Origin of the sequence: Streptomyces sp. NPDC016459 (assembly GCF_040632845.1) — a bacterium.
GTDB lineage: Bacteria > Actinomycetota > Actinomycetes > Streptomycetales > Streptomycetaceae > Streptomyces.
Genome location: NZ_JBEYCR010000016.1, coordinates 74,115 through 95,921, shown reverse-complemented (window position 1 = coordinate 95,921; position 21,807 = coordinate 74,115). Strand labels below are relative to the sequence as shown.

At 72.8% G+C, this 21,807-nt stretch carries 19 protein-coding genes; 7 read left to right on the top strand and 12 right to left on the bottom strand.

Features of this window, described 5'->3' with window-relative positions:
- Nucleotides 1-204 precede the first annotated feature (204 nt).
- Nucleotides 205-1,083 carry a sporulation protein gene (locus ABZ567_RS28145; RefSeq protein ID WP_360794813.1) on the top strand — a complete coding sequence of 293 codons (879 nt, stop codon included), beginning with the start codon at nucleotides 205-207 and terminating at the stop codon, nucleotides 1,081-1,083.
- Here ABZ567_RS28145 and ABZ567_RS28140 read toward each other — a convergent pair.
- The 6 genes from ABZ567_RS28140 to ABZ567_RS28115 form a co-directional block, all read right to left on the bottom strand.
- On the bottom strand, nucleotides 1,041-2,174 hold the full coding sequence (locus tag ABZ567_RS28140; RefSeq protein ID WP_360794810.1) for an acyl-CoA dehydrogenase family protein: 1,134 nt from the start codon (nucleotides 2,172-2,174) through the stop codon (nucleotides 1,041-1,043). The genes ABZ567_RS28145 and ABZ567_RS28140 overlap by 43 nt on opposite strands.
- Nucleotides 2,171-4,171, bottom strand: coding sequence for a biotin carboxylase N-terminal domain-containing protein (locus tag ABZ567_RS28135; protein ID WP_360794876.1), 2,001 nt, complete (start codon nucleotides 4,169-4,171; stop codon nucleotides 2,171-2,173). The genes ABZ567_RS28140 and ABZ567_RS28135 overlap by 4 nt, the downstream gene beginning before the upstream one ends.
- A 17-nt stretch (nucleotides 4,172-4,188) precedes the next feature.
- The gene (locus tag ABZ567_RS28130) at nucleotides 4,189-5,817 is read right to left on the bottom strand and encodes a carboxyl transferase domain-containing protein (protein WP_360794807.1); all 1,629 of its coding nucleotides are present in this window, start codon (nucleotides 5,815-5,817) and stop codon (nucleotides 4,189-4,191) included.
- A 60-nt stretch (nucleotides 5,818-5,877) separates the two neighbouring features.
- Nucleotides 5,878-7,557, bottom strand: a complete 1,680-nt coding sequence (locus ABZ567_RS28125) for an acyclic terpene utilization AtuA family protein (protein ID WP_360794804.1) — start codon at nucleotides 7,555-7,557, stop codon at nucleotides 5,878-5,880.
- Nucleotides 7,557-8,519: a TIGR03084 family metal-binding protein gene (locus ABZ567_RS28120; RefSeq protein WP_360794801.1), complete on the bottom strand. Its 963-nt coding sequence runs from the start codon at nucleotides 8,517-8,519 to the stop codon at nucleotides 7,557-7,559. Before ABZ567_RS28120 ends, ABZ567_RS28125 begins: the two co-directional genes overlap by 1 nt.
- A 258-nt stretch (nucleotides 8,520-8,777) precedes the next feature.
- A complete protein-coding gene (locus ABZ567_RS28115) occupies nucleotides 8,778-8,963 on the bottom strand; it encodes a DUF1272 domain-containing protein (RefSeq protein WP_360794799.1) in 186 nt (61 codons plus the stop codon).
- A gap of 995 nt (nucleotides 8,964-9,958) precedes the next feature.
- Between ABZ567_RS28115 and ABZ567_RS28110 the strand changes: the two genes are divergently transcribed.
- Together ABZ567_RS28110 and ABZ567_RS28105 are read left to right on the top strand one after the other, a co-directional pair.
- A complete protein-coding gene (locus ABZ567_RS28110; RefSeq protein ID WP_360794797.1) occupies nucleotides 9,959-11,200 on the top strand; it encodes a helix-turn-helix transcriptional regulator in 1,242 nt (413 codons plus the stop codon).
- Between the two features lie 233 nt (nucleotides 11,201-11,433).
- Entirely contained in the window at nucleotides 11,434-11,715 is a 282-nt protein-coding gene (locus tag ABZ567_RS28105) for a hypothetical protein (protein ID WP_360794794.1), read from the top strand.
- Between the two features lie 417 nt (nucleotides 11,716-12,132).
- Here the strand turns inward: ABZ567_RS28105 and ABZ567_RS28100 are convergent, their stop codons facing one another.
- Nucleotides 12,133-12,507 (bottom strand): VOC family protein, encoded by a 375-nt coding sequence (locus ABZ567_RS28100; RefSeq protein WP_360794791.1) that lies wholly within the window; start codon nucleotides 12,505-12,507, stop codon nucleotides 12,133-12,135.
- Nucleotides 12,508-12,635: 128 nt separating this feature from the next.
- On the opposite strand from ABZ567_RS28100, the gene ABZ567_RS28095 reads away from it, so the two are divergent.
- Nucleotides 12,636-12,791, top strand: a complete 156-nt coding sequence (locus ABZ567_RS28095; RefSeq protein WP_360794788.1) for a hypothetical protein — start codon at nucleotides 12,636-12,638, stop codon at nucleotides 12,789-12,791.
- Between the two features lie 12 nt (nucleotides 12,792-12,803).
- On the top strand, nucleotides 12,804-13,280 hold the full coding sequence (locus tag ABZ567_RS28090; protein WP_360794785.1) for a GNAT family protein: 477 nt from the start codon (nucleotides 12,804-12,806) through the stop codon (nucleotides 13,278-13,280).
- Between the two features lie 125 nt (nucleotides 13,281-13,405).
- Here the strand turns inward: ABZ567_RS28090 and ABZ567_RS28085 are convergent, their stop codons facing one another.
- Entirely contained in the window at nucleotides 13,406-14,275 is an 870-nt protein-coding gene (locus ABZ567_RS28085; RefSeq protein WP_360794873.1) for an EamA family transporter, read from the bottom strand.
- 244 nt (nucleotides 14,276-14,519) lie between these two features.
- Here ABZ567_RS28085 and ABZ567_RS28080 point away from each other — a divergent pair, with 244 nt between their 5' ends.
- A complete protein-coding gene (locus ABZ567_RS28080) occupies nucleotides 14,520-15,377 on the top strand; it encodes a LysR family transcriptional regulator (RefSeq protein ID WP_360794782.1) in 858 nt (285 codons plus the stop codon).
- A gap of 94 nt (nucleotides 15,378-15,471) precedes the next feature.
- Here the strand turns inward: ABZ567_RS28080 and ABZ567_RS28075 are convergent, their stop codons facing one another.
- The gene (locus ABZ567_RS28075) at nucleotides 15,472-16,062 is read right to left on the bottom strand and encodes a GNAT family N-acetyltransferase (protein ID WP_360794779.1); all 591 of its coding nucleotides are present in this window, start codon (nucleotides 16,060-16,062) and stop codon (nucleotides 15,472-15,474) included.
- 115 nt (nucleotides 16,063-16,177) lie between these two features.
- The gene (locus ABZ567_RS28070; RefSeq protein ID WP_360794776.1) at nucleotides 16,178-19,042 is read right to left on the bottom strand and encodes an FAD-binding and (Fe-S)-binding domain-containing protein; all 2,865 of its coding nucleotides are present in this window, start codon (nucleotides 19,040-19,042) and stop codon (nucleotides 16,178-16,180) included.
- 51 nt (nucleotides 19,043-19,093) lie between these two features.
- Between ABZ567_RS28070 and serC the strand changes: the two genes are divergently transcribed.
- The gene (gene serC / locus ABZ567_RS28065) at nucleotides 19,094-20,212 is read left to right on the top strand and encodes a phosphoserine transaminase (protein WP_360794773.1); all 1,119 of its coding nucleotides are present in this window, start codon (nucleotides 19,094-19,096) and stop codon (nucleotides 20,210-20,212) included.
- Nucleotides 20,213-20,282: 70 nt separating this feature from the next.
- Here serC and ABZ567_RS28060 read toward each other — a convergent pair whose 3' ends face one another.
- Together ABZ567_RS28060 and ABZ567_RS28055 are read right to left on the bottom strand one after the other, a co-directional pair.
- Nucleotides 20,283-20,648 carry a hypothetical protein gene (locus ABZ567_RS28060; protein WP_360794769.1) on the bottom strand — a complete coding sequence of 122 codons (366 nt, stop codon included), beginning with the start codon at nucleotides 20,646-20,648 and terminating at the stop codon, nucleotides 20,283-20,285.
- Nucleotides 20,649-20,749: 101 nt separating this feature from the next.
- Nucleotides 20,750-21,739, bottom strand: coding sequence for a WD40 repeat domain-containing protein (locus tag ABZ567_RS28055; protein ID WP_360794766.1), 990 nt, complete (start codon nucleotides 21,737-21,739; stop codon nucleotides 20,750-20,752).
- Between the last annotated feature and the right edge of the window lie 68 nt (nucleotides 21,740-21,807).

Below are 21,807 nucleotides of genomic sequence, written 5' to 3'. Positions count from 1 at the left end.
GGCGGCGAAGGCGGTGAGGGTGGTGAAGGCGGTGAAGCCGGTGAGGGGGGTGAAGTGGGTGAGGTGACGAGGATCGTACACAGGAGGTTCACAAGTGGGGGCCGTGCTTACGGAATTGACCTCACACTGCGCCAAGGCCGCCTCGTGAGCCCCTCGGCAACGGGCCGGCTCCACCGCCGGAGCGTGGACGGCTAGCCTCCCCCCATGGTGTTCAAGAGACTGCTGGGCAGCAAGAACAAGGGTGGGCCCTCGATCCCGCTGGTGGTCGACACGGTCATCGCGGACGAGCCGGTACAGCCGGGCGGGATGCTGCGGGGCGAGGTCGTGCTGCGCGCGCCGGACCGGGAGGTGCGGGTGCGGGACGTCAAGGTGAAGCTCGTCGTCAACGCCTCCCCCGCCCTCGGCAAGGACACCGAGGTCGACACGGAGTCGGGCGACGTGTTCGGGATCGCCTATCCGGGCGGCGCGTTCACCGTCGGGAAGGGCGAGGAGGTACGGATACCCCTCCGGTACCGGCTGAAGTGGGAGACGCCGGTGTCCGAGGTGCACGGGGAACGGGTGGAAGGGGTCCGCCTGGCCGCGTACACGGAGGTCGAGTCCGAGGGCATCGAGGACCGTACCGACAGCGACCCCCTGCACATCGCGGCGACCCCGCTGCACGAAGCCGTCCTCGACGCCTTCGCCGCCGCCGGGTACTCCTGCGGCAGTGCGCAGATCGACCCCCTGGGGCACATCCCGCGCGCCGAGCGCCAGCTCTCCGAGCGGCAGAGCTTCCGCCTCGTCGACACCCTGGCCGTGCAGGGCCTCCCCCGGCCGCAGCACCTGGAGGTCACCTTCGTCACCAACCCGGTCGGGGCCGAGATCTACGTCCGCAAGGCGGCCCTGCACCAGAAGGAGTGGGCGAGGAAGCCGCCCTACGAGCGGTACGCGGCCGCCCACCACGAGGTCGGGCAGCGGGACTTCGAGGCGGACGTGAACCGCTGGATCGAGGAGGTCGCCGCCCTGCCCGACAAGCGGGAGGACCCCCGGCTCGAACGGGTTCAGTACGACTTGGGCAGCCCCAGGGAGTGGGCCGAGACGTAGTTCAGGATCATCTCCCGGCTGACCGGGGCGATCCGGGCCACCCGGGACGCCGTGATCAGGCGGGCGAGGCCGAACTCCTTGGTGAGGCCGTTCCCGCCGAGGGTGTGCACGGAGGTGTCGACGGCCTTCACGCAGGCCTCGGCCGCCGCGTACTTGGCCATGTTCGCGGCCTCGCCCGCCCCGACGTCGTCACCCGCGTCGTACAGCCGCGCCGCCTTCGCCATCATCAGGCGCGCCAGCTCCAGCTCGATGTGCGCCTGGGCCAGCGGGTGCGCGATGGCCTGGTGGGCGCCGATCGGGGCCTTCCAGACCTGGCGCTCCTTCGCGTACGTCACGGCCTTCGCGAGGGCGTACCGGCCCATGCCGATCGCGAACGCGGCCGTCATGATCCGCTCCGGGTTGAGCCCCGCGAAGAGCTGGAGCAGGCCCGCGTCCTCGTCGCCGACGAGCGCGTCGGCCGGCAGGTGGACGTCGTCGAGGGTCAGCTCGAACTGCTTCTCGTTCGCGTCGAGTTCCATCTCGATGTGCCGCCGCCGGAAGCCGGGGGCGTCGCGCGGGACGACGAAGAGGCAGGGCTTGAGGGTGCCCGTGCGGGCGTCGGACGTGCGGCCCACGATGAGGGTCGCGTCGGCGATGTCGACGCCCGACACGAACACCTTCCGGCCGCTCAGGACCCAGCCGTCCTCGGTGCGGGTCGCCGTGGTCGTGATGCGGTGCGAGTTGGAGCCCGCGTCCGGCTCCGTGATGCCGAACGCCATCGTCCTCGTACCGTCCGCGAGGCCCGGCAGCCAGGCCCGCTTCTGCTCCTCCGTGCCGAAGCGGGCGATGACCGTGCCGCAGATCGCGGGCGACACCACCATCATGAGGAGCGGCGCGCCGGCGGCCCCCGCCTCCTCCAGGACGACCGACAGCTCGGCCATGCCGCCGCCCCCGCCCCCGTACTCCTCGGGCAGGTTCACCCCGAGGTAGCCGAGCTTGCCCGCCTCCGCCCACAGGGCCGCCCGGTCGAAACCGGGACCGTGGCGCCGGCCGAGCGCGGAGACGGCGGCGCGGAGCGCGGTGAGCTCTTCACTCTCGATCATGGTGCTCATACGGTCTGGTCCTCCTGAGCTTCGGTCGGGGCGTCTGTCTGTACGGGTGCCTGTGCCGGCGCCTGATCGGGTGCCTCCGCGGGCGTCCGCTCGGGTGCCTCCACGGGTGTTTGCTCGGGGGCCTGTACGACGGCGAGCAGGGCGCCGACCTCGACCTGGCGGCCGGGGGTGGCGTGGAGTGCGGTGAGCGTTCCGGAGGCGGGGGCGGTGACGCGGTGCTCCATCTTCATGGCCTCCAGCCACAGCAGCGGCTGCCCCGCCGCGACCCGGTCGCCGACGGCGAGACCGTCCGCGACCCGGACGACGGTGCCGGGCATGGGCGCGAGCAGGGAGCCCGGCTCCTGGGCGGTGGTCGGGTCGGGGAAGCGGGGCCGGGCGGTCAGCCGGTGGGGGCCCGCGTGGACGGTGTCGCCGTACCGGGTGACCTCGACGTCCCGTACGACTCCGCCCACGTCGAGGCGTACGCGGTCGGGGGCGGCGCTCACGACCCGTACCCCGACGGGTGCCGTGACCTCGTAGCCGCCGCCCCGGGTCGGCCGGTAGCGGACCTCGTGCTCCCCGTACGTCTTGATCTGGTCCTGCGAGGGGAGGTTGCGCCAGCCGCCGCCGAACCTGCCGGTGTTCCCGGCGGCGTCCGCGAGCGCGGCGGCGACGGCGGCGTGCGCCTCGCCGTCCCGGGGGTGGGCCAGGACGTCCGGGTTCCGCCCGTAGAACCCGGTGTCGAGCAGGTCGGCGTCCAGGAACTCGGGGTGCCGCAGGGAGGCGACCAGCAGGTCCCTGTTGGTGACCGGCCCGTGGAGCACCGCGCGTTCGAGGGCGTGGGCGAGCTTGCGGGCCGCTTCGGCGCGGGTCGGGGCGTGGGCGACGACCTTGGCGAGCATCGGGTCGTAGTGGACACCGATGGTGTCCCCGGAGACGTACCCCGTGTCGACCCGCAGCCGCCCCTCCCGGGAGACGCCGTAGGGACCGCCTCCGGGGATGTCGAAGCGGTGCAGGACACCCGTCTGCGGTGCCCAGTCCCGCGCCGGGTCCTCCGCGTAGAGACGGGCCTCGATCGCGTGGCCGTGCGGGACCGGCGGCTCGGGGGGCAGGGCGCGGCCCTCCGCGACCGCGATCTGGAGGGCGACGAGGTCGACCCCGTACACCTCCTCGGTCACCGGGTGCTCGACCTGGAGGCGGGTGTTCATCTCCAGGAAGTGCGCCCGGCCGTCGGCGACGAGGAACTCGACCGTACCCGCGCCGACGTAGCCGACGGCCTTCGCCGCCCTGACGGCCGACTCCAGGAGGGAGGCTTCGAGCGTGGCGGGCAGGCCGGGCGCCGGGGACTCCTCGACCACCTTCTGGTGGCGGCGCTGGAGCGAGCAGTCGCGGGTGCCGAGCGCCCAGACGCCGCCGTGCGCGTCCGCGAGGACCTGCACCTCGACGTGCCGCCCGTTCTCCACGTACGGCTCGACGAACACCTCGCCGTCCCCGAACGCGCTCTCGGCCTCGGCGGACGCCGCCCGCAACGCGCCGTCCAGGTCGTCGAGTTCGCGGACGATCCGCATGCCCCGACCGCCGCCGCCCGCCGCCGCCTTCACCAGGACGGGCAGGTCCGCCTCGGTGACCTCGGTGAGCGGGGCGATCCCGAGGAGTTCCTTCGCCCGGGTCTTCGAGGCCATCGCCTCGATCGCCTCCGGCGGCGGGCCGATCCACACCAGGCCCGCGTCGATCACGGCCCGCGCGAACCCGGCGTTCTCGGAGAGGAAGCCGTAGCCGGGGTGGACGGCGTCCGCGCCCGCCGCGAGCGCCGCCTTCACCACCAGGTCGCCCCGCAGGTACGTGTCCGACGGCGCCGCCCCCGGCAGCCGTACCGCCGCGTCGGCCTCGCGGACGTGTAGGGCGTCGGCGTCCGCGTCCGAGTGGACCGCGACGGTGGAGATGCCGAGGTCACGGCAGGTGCGGAAGACCCGGCAGGCGATCTCGCCCCGGTTGGCGACAAGGACGGTGGACATCACCGAGGTCATCTGGGGCCTCACATTCGGAAGACGCCGAAGCCGCCGTGCGCGCCCTCGACCGGTGCCGTGTGGATCGCGGAGAGGCACAGTCCGAGGACCGTGCGGGTGTCGCGGGGGTCGATGACCCCGTCGTCGTAGAGCCGTCCCGAGAGGAACATCGGCAGGGACTCGGACTCGATCTGCGCCTCGACGAGCGCGCGCAGACCGGCGTCGGCCTCCTCGTCGTAGGGCCGGCCCTTGGCGGCGGCGCTCGCCCTCGCCACGATGGACAGGACGCCGGCGAGCTGCTGCGGGCCCATCACGGCGGACTTGGCGCTCGGCCAGGCGAACAGGAAGCGGGGGTCGTAGGCCCGGCCGCACATGCCGTAGTGCCCGGCGCCGTAACTGGCCCCCATGAGGACGGACAGGTGGGGGACGCGGGAGTTCGACACCGCGTTGATCATCATCGCGCCGTGCTTGATGATGCCGCCCTGCTCGTACTCCCTGCCCACCATGTAGCCGGTGGTGTTGTGGAGGAAGACCAGCGGGACGTCCCGCTGGTTGGCGAGCTGGATGAACTGCGCCGCCTTCTGCGACTCGGGGCCGAAGAGGACGCCCTGGGCGTTGGCGAGGACGCCGACGGGGTAGCCGTGGAGGCTCGCCCAGCCCGTCACCAGGCTCGGCCCGTAGAGCGGCTTGAACTCGTCGAAGTCGGAGCCGTCGACGATCCGGGCGATCACCTCACGCGGGTCGAACGGCGTCCTGAGGTCGCCCGGGACGATCCCGAGGAGCTCGTCCTCGTCGTACGTCGGGGGCGCGGCGAGGTCCTGCCCCCCGGTCCGGCCTGTCCGGCCGGACGGATCGGGATGGGCCTTGCGGTGGTTGAGGCGGGCGACGATCCGGCGGGCCTGGCGGATCGCGTCGGTCTCGTCGACGGCGTAGTGGTCGGCGAGCCCGGACGTACGGGCGTGCATCTCCGCGCCGCCGAGGGACTCGTCGTCGCTCTCCTCCCCCGTCGCCATCCTCACCAGCGGCGGCCCGCCGAGGAACACCTTCGAGCGCTCCTTGATCATCACGGTGTGGTCGGACATCCCGGGGACGTACGCGCCACCGGCCGTGGAGTTGCCGAAGACGACCGCGACCGTGGGAATGCCGGCGGCGGAGAGGCGGGTGAGGTCGCGGAAGAGCGCCCCGCCGGGGATGAAGATCTCCTTCTGGGACGGCAGGTCGGCGCCACCGGACTCCACGAGCGAGATGACCGGCAGCCGGTTCGCGAACGCGATCTCGTTGGCCCGCAGGGCCTTCTTCAGCGTCCACGGGTTGGAGGCGCCGCCCCGCACGGTGGGGTCGTTGGCGGTGATCAGGCACTCGACGCCCTCGACGACCCCGATCCCGGTGATCAGGGAGGCCCCTACGGTGTAGTCGCTGCCCCAGGCGGCGAGCGGTGACAGCTCCAGGAAGGGGGTGTCGGGGTCGAGGAGCAGCTCGACCCGCTCACGGGCGAGCATCTTGCCGCGCTTGCGGTGCCGGGCGGTGTACTTCTCACCGCCGCCCGCGAGGGCCTTGGCGTGCTCGGCGTCGAGGGCGGCCAGTTTGTCGAGCATGGCGGCGCGGTTGCTCCGGTACTCGGTCCCGCCGGTGTCGAGGGCGGAGGCGAGGACGGTCACGGGGTCCCTCCGGGGGGTTGTCGGGGGTACGGGGTCACGGCAGCCGCCCGGGTACGGGGGTCACAGGAGCCCTGCCGGTACGTCGAGCTCGCGGGAGCGGAGCCATTCGCCGAGGGCCTTGGCCTGGGGGTCGAAGCGGGCCTGGGAGGCGACGCCCTCGCCGAGGATTCCCGCGACGGTGAAGTTGAGCGCGCGGAGGTGCGGGAGGACGTGCCGGGTGACTGCCAGGGCGGCCGTCTCCGGAAGGAGTTCCCTGAGCTTGTCGACGGTGAGGGCGTGGACCAGCCAGCGCCACTCCTCCTCCGTACGGACCCAGACGCCGACGTTGGCGTCGCCGCCCTTGTCGCCGCTGCGTGCCCCGGCGACCCGGCCGAGGGGGACCCGCCGGGCGGGCCCTTCGGGAAGCGGATCGGGAAGGTCCGGTTCGGGTACGGGTTCCAGTGCCCGGATGTGCGCGGGCGGGGGGACCGACACGCGGCCGCCGTCCGGGAGGACGGCCGTGTGCGGGACGGCGGCGGCCGGTACGTACGAGGTCGCGAAGACGCCGTAGGGGGCGCCCCTTCCGGGTGTGGCGGTGACGTGGAAGCCGGGGTAGCTCGCCAGGGCCAGTTCGACGGCCGCGCCGGTCAGGGCCCGGCCGACGGCCTCGGGGCGGGGGTCGCGGACGACGAGCCGCAGCAGCGCGCTCGCGGTCTCCTCGGTGCCGGCGTCGGGTCGGTCGGTGCGGACCAGCTCCCAACGGACGTCCGTGGGGCGGGCCTTGGCGAGGGCGTCCTCGACCTGGTCGCGGACCAGTCGGGCCTTGGCCTCGATGTCGAGGCCGGTGAGGACGAACACCACCTCGTTGCGGAAGCCGCCGAGCCTGCTGAGCCCGACCTTGAGCGTCGGGGGCGGCACCTCGCCCCGTACGCCGTCGATCCGGACCCGGTCGGGGCCGTCCGGGGTGAGGCGGACGGTGTCGAGCCGGGCGGTCACGTCGGGGCCGGGGTAGCGGGCGCCGGCCGTCTCGTACAGGAGCTGCGCCGTGACCGTGCCGACGTCGACGAGGCCGCCGGTGCCGGGGTGCTTGGTGATGACGGCGCTACCGTCCGCGTGGAGCTCGGCGACCGGGAAGCCGGGGCGGCGGAGGACCTCCGGGTCGTGGTCGCGGAAGAAGGCGTAGTTGCCCCCGGTGGCCTGGGCCCCGCACTCCAGGACGTGCCCGGCGACGACCGCGCCGGCGAGTCTGTCGTACTCCTGCGGCCCCCAGCCGAAGTGCCACTGCGCGGGCCCGGTGACGAGGGCGGCGTCGGTGACCCGGCCGGTGACGACGACGTCGGCGCCGGCGGCGAGACAGGCGGCGATGCCGGCGCCGCCGAGGTAGGCGTTGGCGGCGAGGACGCCGTCGGTGGCGGGCAGCCGGTCGCCCTCGACGTGGGCGATCCGGGTCGGCAGGCCGAGCTTCACGGCGAGGGCGCGCAGGGCCTCGGCGAGCCCGGCGGGGTTGAGTCCGCCCGCGTTGGCGACGATCCGGACCCCGCGCTCATGGGCGAGTCCGAGGCCTTCCTCCATCTGGCGCAGGAAGGTCTTCGCGTATCCGGTGGCCGGGTCCTTGAGCTGGTCGCGGCCGAGGATCAGCATGGTCAGCTCGGCGAGGTAGTCGCCGGTGAGGACGTCGAGTTCACCACCGGTGAGCATCTCGCGGACGGCGTCGAACCGGTCGCCGTAGAAACCGGAGGCGTTCCCGACACGGAGGACCATCAGGCCCCCTCGGGGGCGGTCGTCGGGGCGGGCCCGGGGTCGGCGGCGGGCGCCGGAGTAGGGGCGGGGCTGGTGCCGGGCGCCGGGGTGGGGGCGGTCCCGGGGCCGGCGGCGGGCGCCGGGGGCCCGCTCGCCCCGGTCGGGGTCCGGTCGGCGTCAGTCGGGGCCCGGTCCGGGCCCGCCGCCGGAGTCCGCCCCGTACCCGCCGGCCCCGCGAAAGCCTGGGCGATGGTGAGCCACTGCTCGGCGTCGGGGCCGTCCGCCACCAGGGCGGTGTCGGCGCGGTGGGTGCGCTGGGTGACGAGCAGGCAGAAGTCGAGGGCGGGTCCGGTGACCTTCTGGGCGGCGCCCTCGGGGCCGTACGACCACACCGTCCCGTCGGCGGCACGGAGTTCGACCCGGAAGGGTTCGGCGGGGGCGGGGAGGCCCCGCACCAGGAAGGCGTAGTCCCGGGCGCGGTGGCCGATCCAGGCGACGTGGCGGAGGCGGGCGGTGGGTTCGCGGACGACCCCGAGGGCGTCGGCGACGTCCTGGCCGTGCGCCCAGGTCTCCATGAGCCGGGCCGTGGCCATGGCGGGGGCGCTCATCGGCGGCCCGTACCAGGGGAAACGCACGCCGGGCGGCACCGCGCGCAGGGCTTCCTGGAGCTTCTCGCGGCCCTCGCGCCAGCGGGCGAGCAGTTCGGCGGGGGGCAGCTTCGCGCCCTCCTCGGCGCCCTCGTCGACGAAGCGGTCGGGCGCGGCGAGCGCCTTGGCGGTCTCGGCGGCGAAGGCGTCGGCGTCGGTGGCGGCGAGGAGGGCGGCACGGTCGGTCCAGGCGAGGTGCGCGATCTGATGGGCGAGGGTCCAGCCGGGCGCGGGGGTGGGCGCAGCCCACATCTCCGGCGTCAACCTGCTCACCATCAGGTCGAGTTGGGCACTCTCGTCGCGCAGGTCGTCCAGCACGGCGACGGGGTCGGACACGGTGCGCTCCCCTCGGGGGACGGGCGTTCACGGTCACGGGCCTTCGCCGAGGAGCATGGCAGCGACCCCAGAAACAATCAAGCGTGCTTGCTTGAGAAAATCCGGCGTGCCCCGAGGCCAAGCCGAGGCCACCACCGTCGCGGTCGCCGTCAGGAACTCGGTCCTAGCGCCGTGGGGACGGGAGGGGCCCGGCCGGACGCGCCCGCTGCGGCAGCAGAGCACTACGCCGAGAACCGCCGGCCCCTCCTCACGCTCACCTCAGGACGCGACGACGCGTCGCGGCCGAGCCACCAACTCGCCACCGCAGTTGGGGCAGACCCCCGCCATGGCATCGGCGCACGGAACGCAGAAGCTGCACTCGTACGAACAGATCCGCGCGGGCCCGTCAGCCACCAGGGCCGCCGTCTCGCACCGCTCACACCGGTCCCACATCTCCAGAGCCACGGTCGGCCCCCCTCCCTCGTACGACTGCGAACGAACGCCCCATGGTCCGCACCCGCCCCGAGCACCCTCCACACCCCGGACGGCCAAAGATCAACGGAATCGGGTCAGCGTCGCCTGACCGGGTGGAACGCAGAGCCGGGCCTGCCAGCCCGCCGGCCCGTAGGCACCTCGGCACCTCGGCACCTCGGCACCTCGGGGCGAGGACTCCGGGACTACTGCTGGGCCCACCACGTCCCTACCGCCCCCGTGGCCGTGGTGACCAGGGCGACGAGCCATCCGGGGATGCGCTGGACGGTCACATGCAGCCCGCCGACACGGAGTTCGAACTGCGGAAGCGGGCGTTGCGTGTCCCTGTCAACGTTGCGAGTCCTAGTCACCGTTCGGAGTCCTCTCACTGATCTTCAGGCCGTTCGGTTGGTGCATCCTCCGGCTCCCGTCGCGCGCCGTTGCGCGATGCCACCGGAAGAGAAGAAAGGACACGACGCCACGACGCGGATGACCGTAGCTATGCCGCGAAGTGAGCTGCCCGGGATGAGATCAGCCAGATCGCCACCAGCTAGGGCGAGTTCAAGGGCCGTCACCGGGACTTCGCCGGGGAAGGGCTTCGGCGCCCCCGCCCCATATCGCGCTGATCACGGGTCAAGCCTATGGCTCTCCGGGCCCACCCGTCACGGGCTGTATGTGTACAAAACAGGGTGTGCAAGTGTGACGCTATGGCCATCCGCACGACGGGCTGACTCTCGGCTGCTTCGAGCCAAAACGACGACGGCACGTCTGACGTGTGCTTGGAGGTCGTCGGTGCGAGGCGCGTCCGGCCAGGTCGGTGTGCGGGTAGTAGCGCTGGAGCAGAGCGCCGGGGTGGTTCAGGCTCAACACGGGATCGACAGGCGATGGTTGTTCGGCGGGGTGGGGACCGTCACCGTGCAGGCCGACCATGACTGATCAGCCTTGGCCGGTCAGCGCAGGGCCCTACTCTGGATACGAGGTGAGGGCCGATGTCCGCAGGGTTGGCAGACAACGTCAGGAAGTACCGTCGAACGGTCGGGCTGAGCCAAGAGGGGCTGGCCGAAGCGGCTCGCCTCTCGCTCAGCACCGTTCGCAAGGTGGAGCAAGGCGGACATGTCAGCATGGATACCCTCGCCTCCCTCGCCGGGGCGCTGGAGGTTTCGACTTCTGCCCTGTTCTCCAGTGAGGCGCCTCAGTCCGTCGTAGGCACACGGGACGAGGCGAACCGTCGCCACCTGGCTGAGCTGAGGCGGGCTCTCATGCCTCCCCTGGGGCTCGCCGCCCCCCTGTCGGAGCCCGCGGAAGCCGAGGCCCCATCGGTCATCCGCCAAGGCGTACAGGATGGGCACGCGCTCTATCAGGCCGACCGGTACGACGCCGTCGCGAAGCGTCTGCCCTCGTTGCTCCGGAGCTCCGAGGCTGCCGTGGCGTCCCTTGAGGGTGAAGAACGTCAGCAGGCCACGATCGCTCGCGGTCACGCGCTGTTACTCACGGGCAAGTACCTCACGCAGGTCCGCCAGTACGACATGGCGTATTACGCGCTCGCAGAGGCCATCCGGCTCGCTCGCGAGACCGGCCACACCCAGTTGGCGGCGACGGGTGTCGTCGGCCTGTGCTGGCTGCTGCTCCGGCAGGACCGATTCGACGAGAGCGAACAGCTCGCGGCGCAGACGGCGACGGAGATCGAGCCGCGCATGTCCGAGGCGACACCCGCACGGCTCGCGGTGTGGGGCGAGCTGTGGCTCAGGGTCGCCGCTGCCGCTCAGAGGAACAACCGACAGGACGTCGCGAAGCACGCCCGCCGGATGGCGGCCACCGCCGGCGGCGCACTGGAGCGCGAACACATGGCGTTCCCCTCGCATTGGAGCGCGTTCGGACCCGTGACGGCTGAGGCGAAGGCCATTGAGGACCTTGCCCTCGTGGGGGATGCGCGCGGCGTCCTCCGACGTGCCGACGAAGGCCCCCTGAGTGCCGGAGCCGTCAGGGACTTCGGCCGGCTGAGTACGAACAACTGGGGCCGTCATCGACTCGATGTGGCCCGCGCGCATGTCGTTCTCGGGTCTCATCAGGACGCCATGGACGAGCTTGTCCAGCTCCGCGCGACCGCCGGTGTCTGGCTGACTCATCAGCCGATGGCGTGGCACGTGATGGAAGACGTGTTGAAGACACGGAAGCGGACGTTGACGGAGGACATGCGCAGCATGGCGGCTCATCTCGGGATCAGCGGGTAACTACTCCGAGGGGGAGTAGTGGGGCGCGTGCGCCTACCGGACTACCTCTCCTCGCACGTGGCTCGGGGTACTGCGCGCTCCTACCGTCCCTCTTACCGAACCAGCGGCAAGAGGGGGCCGAAACAATGCGGAGTACCGACGGCGACCGAGGGCGGCGGCATGACCTTGCCGACGTGGCCGCGGAGCACAGGCCGCGATTGCTGCCGTGGACGACTGACGACGGCAGGTCGTGCTTGCTGAGCACAGGCCGCGCGGGCGGGTACGTCTCCCGGCTTGCCGACGACATGGAGGCCGCGCAGCTAGCCATGGCCGAGGACGTACTCAAGGAAGCCGGCGAGGTTCTGGGCGACTCCCTGTCCACGTACACGGACGTGCGGTACGCCGGGGTCCGTCTCGCCGACTGCCTCACCGACGTGCTGCGGGTCGCGGAGAGCCGGGGACTGCGCCTGCCCGGACCGAGCGACACCGAAGGGGACGGCAGCGCCCGCGCTCTGCCCGCTGAGGCGTTCCGTTGATCACGCACAGGGACATCGGCAAGCCCGTGGAAGACGGCTCGGGACGGGTAGGCATCCTGCGTGACGTGATCCCCGACTGGGAAGACCCCGCCGAGTTGCCGGGCCGGCGCCGCAGGCAACGCATGGCGTTCGTGAGGCCCGAAGGTGGTGGCCGTGAGTGGCTGCTGCCGCCGGCTTCACTTGCTCGCGCCCGGATTCCCGACGCCGTTCGGGCTCGGTAGCGAGGACCGACCCGTGATCGCCCCGTTCGCGCGCCCTTCCCCGTAGGGCGCGCGGGCGGGGTTACGCGCCGTCCTGGCGCTCGCCCTCGCCGCTGCGGTCCCGGACGTACCCAGACGAGCTGTACGACCATGCGCGATGCTGTCACCCGGGCCATTTTCGCCTCGCGCGGCCCAAGCGTCGAGCGAAGCCTCCGCGTCACCCGACCAGGCAGAACGGATGGCCCGCCGGGTCCGCGTACACGCGCCAGCCCCTCCTGCCGTCCCCCTCGTCGAGGACGGTCGCGCCCCGGGCGAGGACCTGCTCCTGGGCCGCGTCCAGGTCCGCGACGCCGAAGTCCAGGTGGAACTGCTGGGGGCGCTCCGGGTCCGGCCACGTCGGCGGGCGGTGGTCGGGGACGCCCTGGAAGCAGAGGACGAGGCCGCCGGGCGTGTGCAGGGTGGACCAGGCCGCGTCGAGGGACCAGCGGCGGTCCGGCCGGTCGACCTCTCCGCCGAGCACCGAAGCGTAGAACTCGGCGAGTTCGCGAGGTGCGGGGCAGTCGATCACGACGCACTGCAGTTCAGCGATCATGCGCCGGATCCTAGGGCCGCCCGGGAGACCGGGACCCGGCCCTGACCCTCCGGACACGCCCTCGGGGACCTCGGTACGGGACCGGAATTGGCTGGCCGGTCGTTTCCCGTGGCCCGTAGCATCCGCCCATGGTCGAGGACACAGCGGAAGCGGTGGCGGAGCGGGTCGCCGGGGAGGCCCCCGGGGCGGGGGACACGGGACCGGGCCGGGAAGTGTGCTGGCGCGGAAGGACCGTCGCCTTCGCGTCGCTCGACGTCGACGACGCGGAGCTGGTGCACGCCTGACGCGTCGATCCGGTGACCGCCCACGAGATCGGCATGTGGCCGCGTTCCCTGTCCGCCGTACGCGACCGCATCGAGCGTGACCGCGACGACCACGACCGTGACGACTTCCTCGTCCTCCTCCCCGACGGCACCCCGATCGGTCACACCGCTCTGATCGATCAGGACCTGGTCGACGGTACGGCCGAGATCATGCTGATGCTGGACCCCGACCACCGGGGCCGGGGCTACGGCCCGGACGCGGTGGACGCGCTGGTCGACCTCGCCTTCGGTGAACTCCCCATGCACCGCGTCCAGGCCGTCACCCACACGACCAACACCGCGGCTCTCGGCGTCCTCGCCCGGGCCGGGTTCGTCCAGGAAGGGGTGCGCCGCTCCTCCTGCATGCACCGGGGCCGCCGCTACGACGTCGCGGTACTGGCCCTGCTCCGGGACGAGTGGCTGGCGCTCCCCCGCCCCCGGTCATGGGAGGTGCCGGTCACCGGCCGGTGAGCCGAGCCGGCATTCCTCCCGAGGGTCCCGGGCGGGCGCTGCCGCCCGTGACCGCCTCCGACGCCGCGCCCGACGGGCTGAGGCGGCCACAGGGCCCGGACGTGCCGCGCCCGCCGGTACGGGAACTACGCGCCGCTCCTGACCTGCGTCCGGACCGCCCCGATGCTCGCCGCTATGACGAGGGCGATCGCGAGGGCGTCGAGTGCGGCCAGGGCCTGGCCGAGGACGAGGAAGCCGGCGGCTGCCGCGATGGCCGGTTCCAGGCTCATCAGGATCGCGAAGGTGGGGGCGGGCAGGCGGCGCAGGGCGAGGAGTTCCAGGGTGTACGGCAGGACCGAGGACATCAGGGCGACGACGAGGCCGAGGCCGATCGTCGACGGTACGAGCAGTCTGCCGCCGGCCTCCACGATGCCGAACGGCAGGCTGAGGACGGCGGCGAACGCCATCGCGAGCGCCAGCCCGTCCGCCTGCGGGAAGCGTCGGCCCGTACGCGCGCTGAAGACGATGTACGTCGCCCACATCGCTCCTGCCGCGAGCGCGAAGCCCGCACCGAGCGGATCGAGGCGGTCGAAGCCGCCGCCGCCGAGGAGGACGACGCCGCCGAGGGCCAGCCCGGCCCAGAGCAGGTTCACCAGCCGGCGCGAGGCGATCACGGAGAGGATCAGCGGGCCGAGCACCTCCAGCGTCACCGCGGCGCCCAGCGGGATCCGGTCGACGGACTGGTAGAAGAGGATGTTCATGCCCGCCATCGCGGCGCCGAAGGCGACGATCGTCCCCCAGTCCGCCCGCCCGTAGCCGCGGACCTTGGGCCTGCACACGATCAGCAGGACGGCCGCGGCCAGCAGGAGCCGCAGCGTGACGACCCCGAGTGCGCCCGCGCGCGGCATGAGCAGGACGGCGACGGCGGAGCCGAACTGTACGGACAGCCCGCCCGCGACGACGAGCGCCACGGGGCCGAGCCGGTGACCCGCCGCCCCCCGCGCGGGACCGCCGATCGGCTCCGCACCGACGGCCGCCGCCACCGGGGCCGCTTCCTTCACCGGACTGTCCACCGACCGCTCCTCCACACCGCACCGCACGCACAACGGGGTTCAACCGAACCCCAACAGGTTTAACAGACTGTACTCGCAGTGCAGAGTAATGCACTACCGATTTCGGAACCTCTCCCTCCCCTCCCACGCTACGAGCCTCCGCGCGGCACCGGAAATGCCGATTGCGCTGCGGTTATGCTCCGGACGCATGAGCATCGAGCTGCGCCACCTCCGCTGCTTCCTCGCCATCGCCGAGGAGACCAGCCTCACCAGAGCGGCCGCCCGGCTCCATCTCACCCAGCCCGCCGTCTCCCGCACCCTCGCCGCCCTCGAACAGCACCTCGGCGCCCGGCTCGTCGACCGCTCCACCCACCGTGTCGCCCTCACCGCCGAGGGCCGCGCCTTCCAGGACCGGGCCGGGGCCGCCCTCGCCGCGTTCGATGCCGCCGTCGACCCGGCCGGACTCGGCCACCGGCCGCTGCGCCTCGGCCACGCCTGGTCGGCGTTCGGCCCCTCCACGACGCCTCTGCTCCGACGCTGGCAGCGCGAGCACCCCGAGACCCCGCTCGAACTCCTCCGCATCGACGACCGCACCGCCGGCCTCACCCGCGGCGAGGTCGACGCGGCCCTGCTCCGGGGCCCCGTCGACGCGCCCGGCCTCGCCACCGAGGAACTCACCACGGAGGAACGCGTCGCGGCCGTACCCTCCGACAGCCCTCTCGCCGACCGGCCACGGCTCACCCTCCACGACCTCGCCGACGGCACCGTCGTCCTCAACACCGTCTCCGGTACGACCACCCTCACGCTCTGGCCGCCCGCCACCCGCCCGGCGACCACCGTCACCGTCGCCAACACCGACGACTGGCTCACCGCGATCGCCGCCGGCCGGGGCGTCGGCGTCTCCTCCGCCTCCACGGCCGCCCTGCACCCCCACCCGGGCGTCACCTACCGCCCGCTCTCCGACGCGCCTCCGCTCCCGGTGGTCCTGGCCTGGCGCGACGCGTTCCCGCACCCGGCCACCGGCGCACTGGTGGCGATGGCCCGGGAGATCGTCAGCGGGCGCTGAGCGCGTCCCGCACTCGCGGAGGATGCCGTAGGTGAGGGACTCCTCCCGCGCCCCCGCACGACCACGCGCCCCTCCACGCCGGCAAGGTGACCACTCATGGCCTCCGCTGCGGCCGCCCTGACTCCTCCGAGCGTCGAAGCCACTCGCTTCGGGTGAGTTCGTACTCGACTTCGCCGTGCTCCGAGCCCTCGATCGCCTCCGGCCAGTCGCCGGTGAAGCTGCGGAGGAACGACAGGCCCGCCTTCTCCATCACGCGCCGGGATCCCGCGTTGACCGTCATCGTGTTCGCGGTCACCCGCTCCACGCCGAGGTCCGTGAATCCCCTGCGGATCAGGGCCCGTGATCCCTCGGTGGCGTAGCCGCTGCCCCAGGCCGCCTTGTTCAGCCGGTAGCCGAGTTCCACCACGGCGGGGCTGTCGTCGTCCAGGGGGCGGAATTCGAACCAGCCCAGGAAGGCCCCGGTGGTCTTCTCCTGCCCGGCCCAGTAGCCGGGGATCCCGAAGCACGGGTACGTGTGGAGGAGCCGGGGCAGGGTCCGGTCCTGGATCACCTCGCGGCTCGTGGGCCGGCCGCCGGTGATGAAGCGCATGACGTCCGGGTCACCGTCCAGTGCGACCAGATGGTCGACGTCGGCCTCGGTGAAAGCGCGCAGCACGAGCCGGTCGGTCTCCAGGAAGATGTTCATCCCGCGATCCTCACCACCGGCAGCAGCGCCCGCCACCGGATATCGACAGCGGGCCGGTCACACGAGGTGACGAGCTCCGTACGTCCCCCGGAACCGCCGACCGCCCCGCGCGGAATCACCCCGGTACGTCAGAGCCCCCCAGCCCCTCCCCCAGCACCTCCGCCAGGTGCCGCCCCCGGACGCCCCCCACGTCCCCCATCTGCGTCCTGCACGAGAAGCCGTCCGCCAGGACCGCCGCCTCCGCCGGGGCGGCGCGCAGTGCCGGGAGCAGCTGGTCCTCCGCGCATGCCACCGACACCTCGTAGTGACCCGGTTCGAAGCCGAAGTTGCCCGCGAGGCCGCAGCAGCCTCCCGCCAGCTCCCCCGTCAGTCCCGCCCGCTCCCTGAGCCGGCGGTCCGCGGCGTCGCCCAGGACCGCGTGCTGGTGGCAGTGCGTCTGGCCGGTGACGGGTCGGTCCAGACGCGGCGGGTCCCAGTCCGGCGCCAGCGTCTCGAGGGCCTCCGCGAACGTCCGGACCGACGCGGCGACACGCGCCGCCCTCGGGTCGTCGGGCAGCAGTTCCGGCAGGTCGGACCGGAGGGTCGCCGCGCACGACGGCTCCAGGACCACCACCGGTCTCACGCCCCCCGTGACCCTCGCAAGCCCCTCGGCGCCCTCGCCCCTCACAGCGCCCTCACCGCCCTCCAAAACGTCCAGCATCCGCCGCATCACCCGCCGCGCCGCCCCCAGCCGCCCCGTCGACACGTACGTGAGCCCGCAGCAGACCCGGCCCGGTGGCAGCGCCACTCCCAGTCCCGCCGCCTCCAGGACCCGGACCGCCGCCCTGCCCACCTCCGGGGCCAGGTGATTCGTGAACGTGTCCGGCCACAGCGTCAGGTCCGGCCGACGGGTCGGCTCCCGGTCCTTGTCCGGCCCCAGCGTCAGGTCCGCCCGGCGGGTCGACTCCCGGTCCGCGAACCATGACGTGAAGGACCGTTCCGCCACGCGCGGCATCGCCCGCTCCGGGGTCACCCCCGCCAGCCTCGCCGCGAACGGCAGCCCCATCACCGGGTTCAGCGCCCGCCCGAAGACATCGAGCCAGCGCGGCAGCCCGCCCATCGTCCAGTGGGAGCGCGGCCGCCGCAGGAAGCCGACCGGGCCCGCGTAGTGCCGGTCCAGGAACTCCGCCTTGTACGCGGCCATGTCGACGCCCACCGGGCAGTCGCTGCGGCAGCCCTTGCAGGACAGGCACAGGTCGAGCGCCTCCCGCACCTCCGCCGAGCGCCAGCCGTCGGTGACGACCTCGCCGAGCGCCATCTCGTGCAGCAGCCGCGCCCGCCCTCGGGTGGAGTGCTTCTCCTCCCCCGTCGCCCGGAACGACGGGCACATCACCCCCGGCCCGGAACTCGGGCCCTCCACCCGGCACTTGGCGACCCCCACGCACCGGGCGGCGGCCCTCCCCACCCCCACCACCGGAAGCCCGGTGAAGCGGAGCCCGGAGTCCAGCGGCTCCGGCCTCACGAGCATCCCCGGGTTCAGGCCCCCGTCCGGGTCCCACACGTCCTTCACGGCACCGAACAGGCCGACGAGCCCCGCCCCGTACATCCTCGGCAGCAGTTCGGCCCGTGCCTTGCCGTCGCCGTGCTCCCCGGAGAGCGAGCCGCCGTGGGCGACCACCAGGTCCGCCACCGCCTCCGAGAAGCGGCGGAACTCCCGTACGCCCTTCTCCGTCCACAGGTCGAAGTCGATCCGGACGTGGACGCAGCCGTCGCCGAAGTGCCCGTACGGGATTCCCCGGAGACCGAAATCGGCAAGGAGCGCGCGGAACTCCCTCAGGTACGCGCCGAGTCGGGCCGGTGGCACCGCGCAGTCCTCCCAGCCCGGCCAGGCCTCACCCCCGGGCAGTCGCGTCGCCGTGCCCGCCGCGTCCTCCCGGATCCGCCACAGCGCCCGCTGCCCGGCCGGGTCCCGCACCAGGGCCGCGTCGAGCGCGTCGGCCGCCCGCACCAGGCGCCGGGCCGCCCCCGCCCCGTCGACCTCGCAGAACAGCCACGCCCCGCCCCTCGGCAGCCCTTCCGCGCCCCGTACGAGATCGGCCGCCATGCCCTCGACCGTCAGCGGGCCGTACTCGAGGAGCCCCGCCGCCGCCTCGGCCGCCGCGCTCTCGTCGGCGTACCCGAGGACGACGAGCACCGGTTCCTCCGGCAGCGGGACGAGCCGTACCGTCGCCTGCGTCAGCACTCCGAGCGTGCCCTCGCTGCCGCAGAACGAGCGGGCCACGTCCACGCCCCGCTCGGGAAGCAGCGCGTCGAGCGCGTAGCCGGAGATCCTGCGCGGCAGGCCCTCGGGGTAACCGGTCCGCAGCAGGGCGAGATTGCCGCCGACGAGGTCGAGGAGTCCGGGCGGCGCGCCCCGCCCGTCCCGCCCGAGCGTCAACCGCGCGCCCCGGGACGTCACCACATCCAGCGAGCGCACGTTGTCCGCCGTGGTCCCCCAGGCGACCGAATGCGCCCCGCAGGCGTTGTTGCCGATCATGCCGCCGAGGGTGCAGCGGCTGTGCGTGGACGGGTCGGGTCCGAAGGTCAGGCCGTACGGCCGTGCCGCCTCCCGCAGCCGGTCGAGGACGAGCCCCGGCTGGACGACGGCCGTCCGCTCCTGCGGGTCCAGGGAGACCAGGCGGTTCATGTGCCGTGTGAGGTCGAGCACGACGCCGGTGCCGGTGGCCTGGCCGCCGATGGACGTCCCCCCGCCGCGCGCCACGACCGGGGTCCCGTGCGCGCGGCACACCTCCAGGACGGCGGCGACGTCGCCGACGTCGCGCGGCGCGACCGTGCCGACCGGAACACGCCGGTAGTTGGAGGCGTCCATCGAGGTCAGAGCCCTGGCGGTGGTCGAGAAGTCGACATCTCCCGCGACGGCGGCGCGCAGGTCGGAGGCGAGGCCGGACGGGTGTTCCTCGTGTGTTCCCACAGTCCCAGGATGTCTCAGTGCTCGTCTCATCGGGCGGACATCCGGCGACCGGCCCCTTCCCGACCCGATACTCTCCGCCTCGTGGCTGATATCGAGATTCCCGCTGACATCAAGCCCGCCGACGGCCGTTTCGGCGCGGGCCCCTCCAAGGTGCGTACGGAGGCGCTGGACGCCCTGGCCGCCACCGGCACCTCTCTCCTCGGCACGTCCCACCGCCAGGCTCCGGTCAAGAACCTGGTCGGCGAGGTTCGTACCGGCATCCGCGACCTCTTCTCGCTCCCCGAGGGCTACGAGGTGATCCTGGGCAACGGCGGCTCCACCGCCTTCTGGGACATCGCCACCCACGGTCTCATCGAGAACAAGTCGCAGCACCTCACCTTCGGCGAGTTCTCCTCCAAGTTCGCGAAGGCCGCGAAGCTGGCCCCGTGGCTGGCGGAGCCGACCGTGATCTCCTCCGACCCGGGCACCCACCCGGAGCCGGTGGCAGAGGCGGGCGTCGACGTCTACGCGTACACCCACAACGAGACCTCCACCGGTGTCGCCGCGCCGATCGAGCGGGTCGCGGGCGCCGACGAGGGCGCGCTCGTCCTGGTCGACGCGACCTCCGGTGCGGGCGGCCTCCCGGTCGACATCACCGAGACGGACGTCTACTACTTCGCCCCGCAGAAGTCCTTCGCGGCCGACGGCGGCCTGTGGCTCGCCGCGTTCTCCCCGGCGGCCCTGGAGCGGGCGAAGAAGATCCACGAGTCGGGCCGGCACGTCCCCGAGTTCTTCTCGCTGCCGACGGCGATCGACAACTCGCTGAAGAACCAGACGTACAACACGCCCGCGCTCTCGACCCTCTTCCTGCTCAACGAGCAGCTGAAGTGGATCAACGGCCAGGGCGGTCTGGACTGGGCCGTGGCCCGGACGAAGGAGTCCTCGGACGCGCTGTACGGCTGGGCCGAGGAGTCCAAGTACGCGTCGCCGTTCGTCACGGACGCGGCGAAGCGCTCGCAGGTCATCGGCACGATCGACTTCGCGGACGACATCGACGCGGCGGCGGTCGCCAAGGTGCTGCGCGCGAACGGGATCGTGGACACCGAGCCGTACCGCAAGCTCGGCCGCAACCAGCTGCGGATCGCGATGTTCCCTGCGGTCGACCCGGCGGACGTGCGCGCGCTCACGGCCTGTGTCGACTACGTGATCGAGAAGCTGTAACACCCTGTCGTACGCAGGGCCCGGCGTCGGACACGACCGATGCCGGGCCCTCCGCCGTGTCCGGCGCGGCTCAGCCCGACTGCGCCTTCACGTGGTCGATGACCGCCGTGAACTCGGCCGTCGGCGAGAACTCCACGACGTCGGTGTCCTCAAGCGCCTCGGGGGCGTGGCCCGGGCCCCAGTAGTAGGCCTGCCCGGCCTCGTAGATCTCCTCGCCGGCAGCGGTCCGCATCCTGATCCGGCCGTTCAGGAGGTACCCCCAGTGGGGGCACTGGCACAGGTCGCCTTCCAGACCCTTGAGCGCCGGGGCCATGTCGGTGCCCTTGGGGAGGTGGATGAAGGCGACGCTCATGTCGCCCCCGGCCACCTGCGTACGGAAGTCCACGCCGCCGCCCTCCATGGCGACGGGGGTGTCCTCGCGAGTGAATCCGGTCATGGTTCCTCCACGGCTCGTCCCCGGCCTGTCGGCCTGTCCGGTCTCCTTCCAGTCTCGACCCGCGACCTCGACCGCGCCCGGTCGGCAGGGAGAGGACTCCGTCAGCCGCGGCGAAGAAGGCGCTTGACGCCGAAGACGAGCACGAAGGCGCCCGCGAGGACGAGGAAGCCCACCGTGGCGCTACCGCCCTCCCCGCCGGCGGCCGGCGACTGCGGGGACGTCGGCGCGCCCGGGGTGTCCGCCGGATTGTCCGAGGGGCGCGGCGCGGTCTCCTGCCGGTCCACCCGGACGACCCTGCTGCCCTGCCCCTCGGAGCCGAACATGAACGCCGAGCCGTCCGTCGTGTACGTCACCGACTCCGCCTGCCCCTGGAAGGGGGCCCCGACGGAGGTGCTTTCGCCGTCCGGACGGCCGTTCTTCCAGACGTACTCCCTGGCGCTGAAGTAGCCGCGCAGCATGAGCCGGTCGCCGTCCGGGGAGAAGGCGCCGTCGGTCACCCACGGGACCTCGCCGATACGCCGGAACACGTTCGTCCCCGACGAGGAGAGCTTCTCGGGGCCCGCGTACAGGCCGCCGCCCTCCTCGTTCTTGCTGGCGATGTACACCCGGCCGGTCTTCGGGTGCACCATCAGCGCCTCGGCGTTGCGCGCCCCGTCGGCGTACTTCACGACGTACTGGCGGGCCGCCACCTTCTGGTCCTTCAGGACCTTCGGTTCGGGGAAGCGGTAGATCCAGACGTGGTCCCAGGTGCCGTCGAGGTTGTCGCCGATGTCTCCGACGTAGAGGTCCCCGTCCGGGCCGACCGCGATGGCCTCCATGTCCCGGGGGGTGCCGACACCCCGCAGGGTCAGGGTCGCGACCGTCTTTCCCGTACGGGAGTCGATGCCGTAGATCAGGGGCGCGTCCTGGTCGTTGTGCGTCCAGTAGATCCCGGGGTGGGCCCGGCTCGCGGCGATGCCGCTGGACTCGGTGACGCGGGAGTCCTCGATCGTGAAGTCCCGGTCGGGCTCCGGCCCTTCGGCACGGGCATGACCGGCCGGGAGCAGCACCAGGGCCACCGCCGCGCCGAGGGCGCACAGAGCAGATCGCATGTCCCCCAGCCTGCCACGAAGTGGGACCCGGGGGGCCGGCCGGCTGCCCCTGAAACCTGCTTGACCTG

Coding starts and splice junctions, on each gene's coding strand:
- ABZ567_RS28145 (WP_360794813.1), top strand. CDS start 205: ATGGTGTTCAAGAGACTGCTGGGCAGCAAGAACAAGGGTGGGCCCTCG.
- ABZ567_RS28140 (WP_360794810.1), bottom strand. CDS start 2,174: ATGAGCACCATGATCGAGAGTGAAGAGCTCACCGCGCTCCGCGCCGCC.
- ABZ567_RS28125 (WP_360794804.1), bottom strand. CDS start 7,557: ATGGTCCTCCGTGTCGGGAACGCCTCCGGTTTCTACGGCGACCGGTTC.
- ABZ567_RS28110 (WP_360794797.1), top strand. CDS start 9,959: ATGTCCGCAGGGTTGGCAGACAACGTCAGGAAGTACCGTCGAACGGTC.
- ABZ567_RS28100 (WP_360794791.1), bottom strand. CDS start 12,507: ATGATCGCTGAACTGCAGTGCGTCGTGATCGACTGCCCCGCACCTCGC.
- ABZ567_RS28095 (WP_360794788.1), top strand. CDS start 12,636: ATGGTCGAGGACACAGCGGAAGCGGTGGCGGAGCGGGTCGCCGGGGAG.
- ABZ567_RS28080 (WP_360794782.1), top strand. CDS start 14,520: ATGAGCATCGAGCTGCGCCACCTCCGCTGCTTCCTCGCCATCGCCGAG.
- ABZ567_RS28075 (WP_360794779.1), bottom strand. CDS start 16,062: ATGAACATCTTCCTGGAGACCGACCGGCTCGTGCTGCGCGCTTTCACC.
- ABZ567_RS28070 (WP_360794776.1), bottom strand. CDS start 19,042: ATGAGACGAGCACTGAGACATCCTGGGACTGTGGGAACACACGAGGAA.
- ABZ567_RS28060 (WP_360794769.1), bottom strand. CDS start 20,648: ATGACCGGATTCACTCGCGAGGACACCCCCGTCGCCATGGAGGGCGGC.
- ABZ567_RS28055 (WP_360794766.1), bottom strand. CDS start 21,739: ATGCGATCTGCTCTGTGCGCCCTCGGCGCGGCGGTGGCCCTGGTGCTG.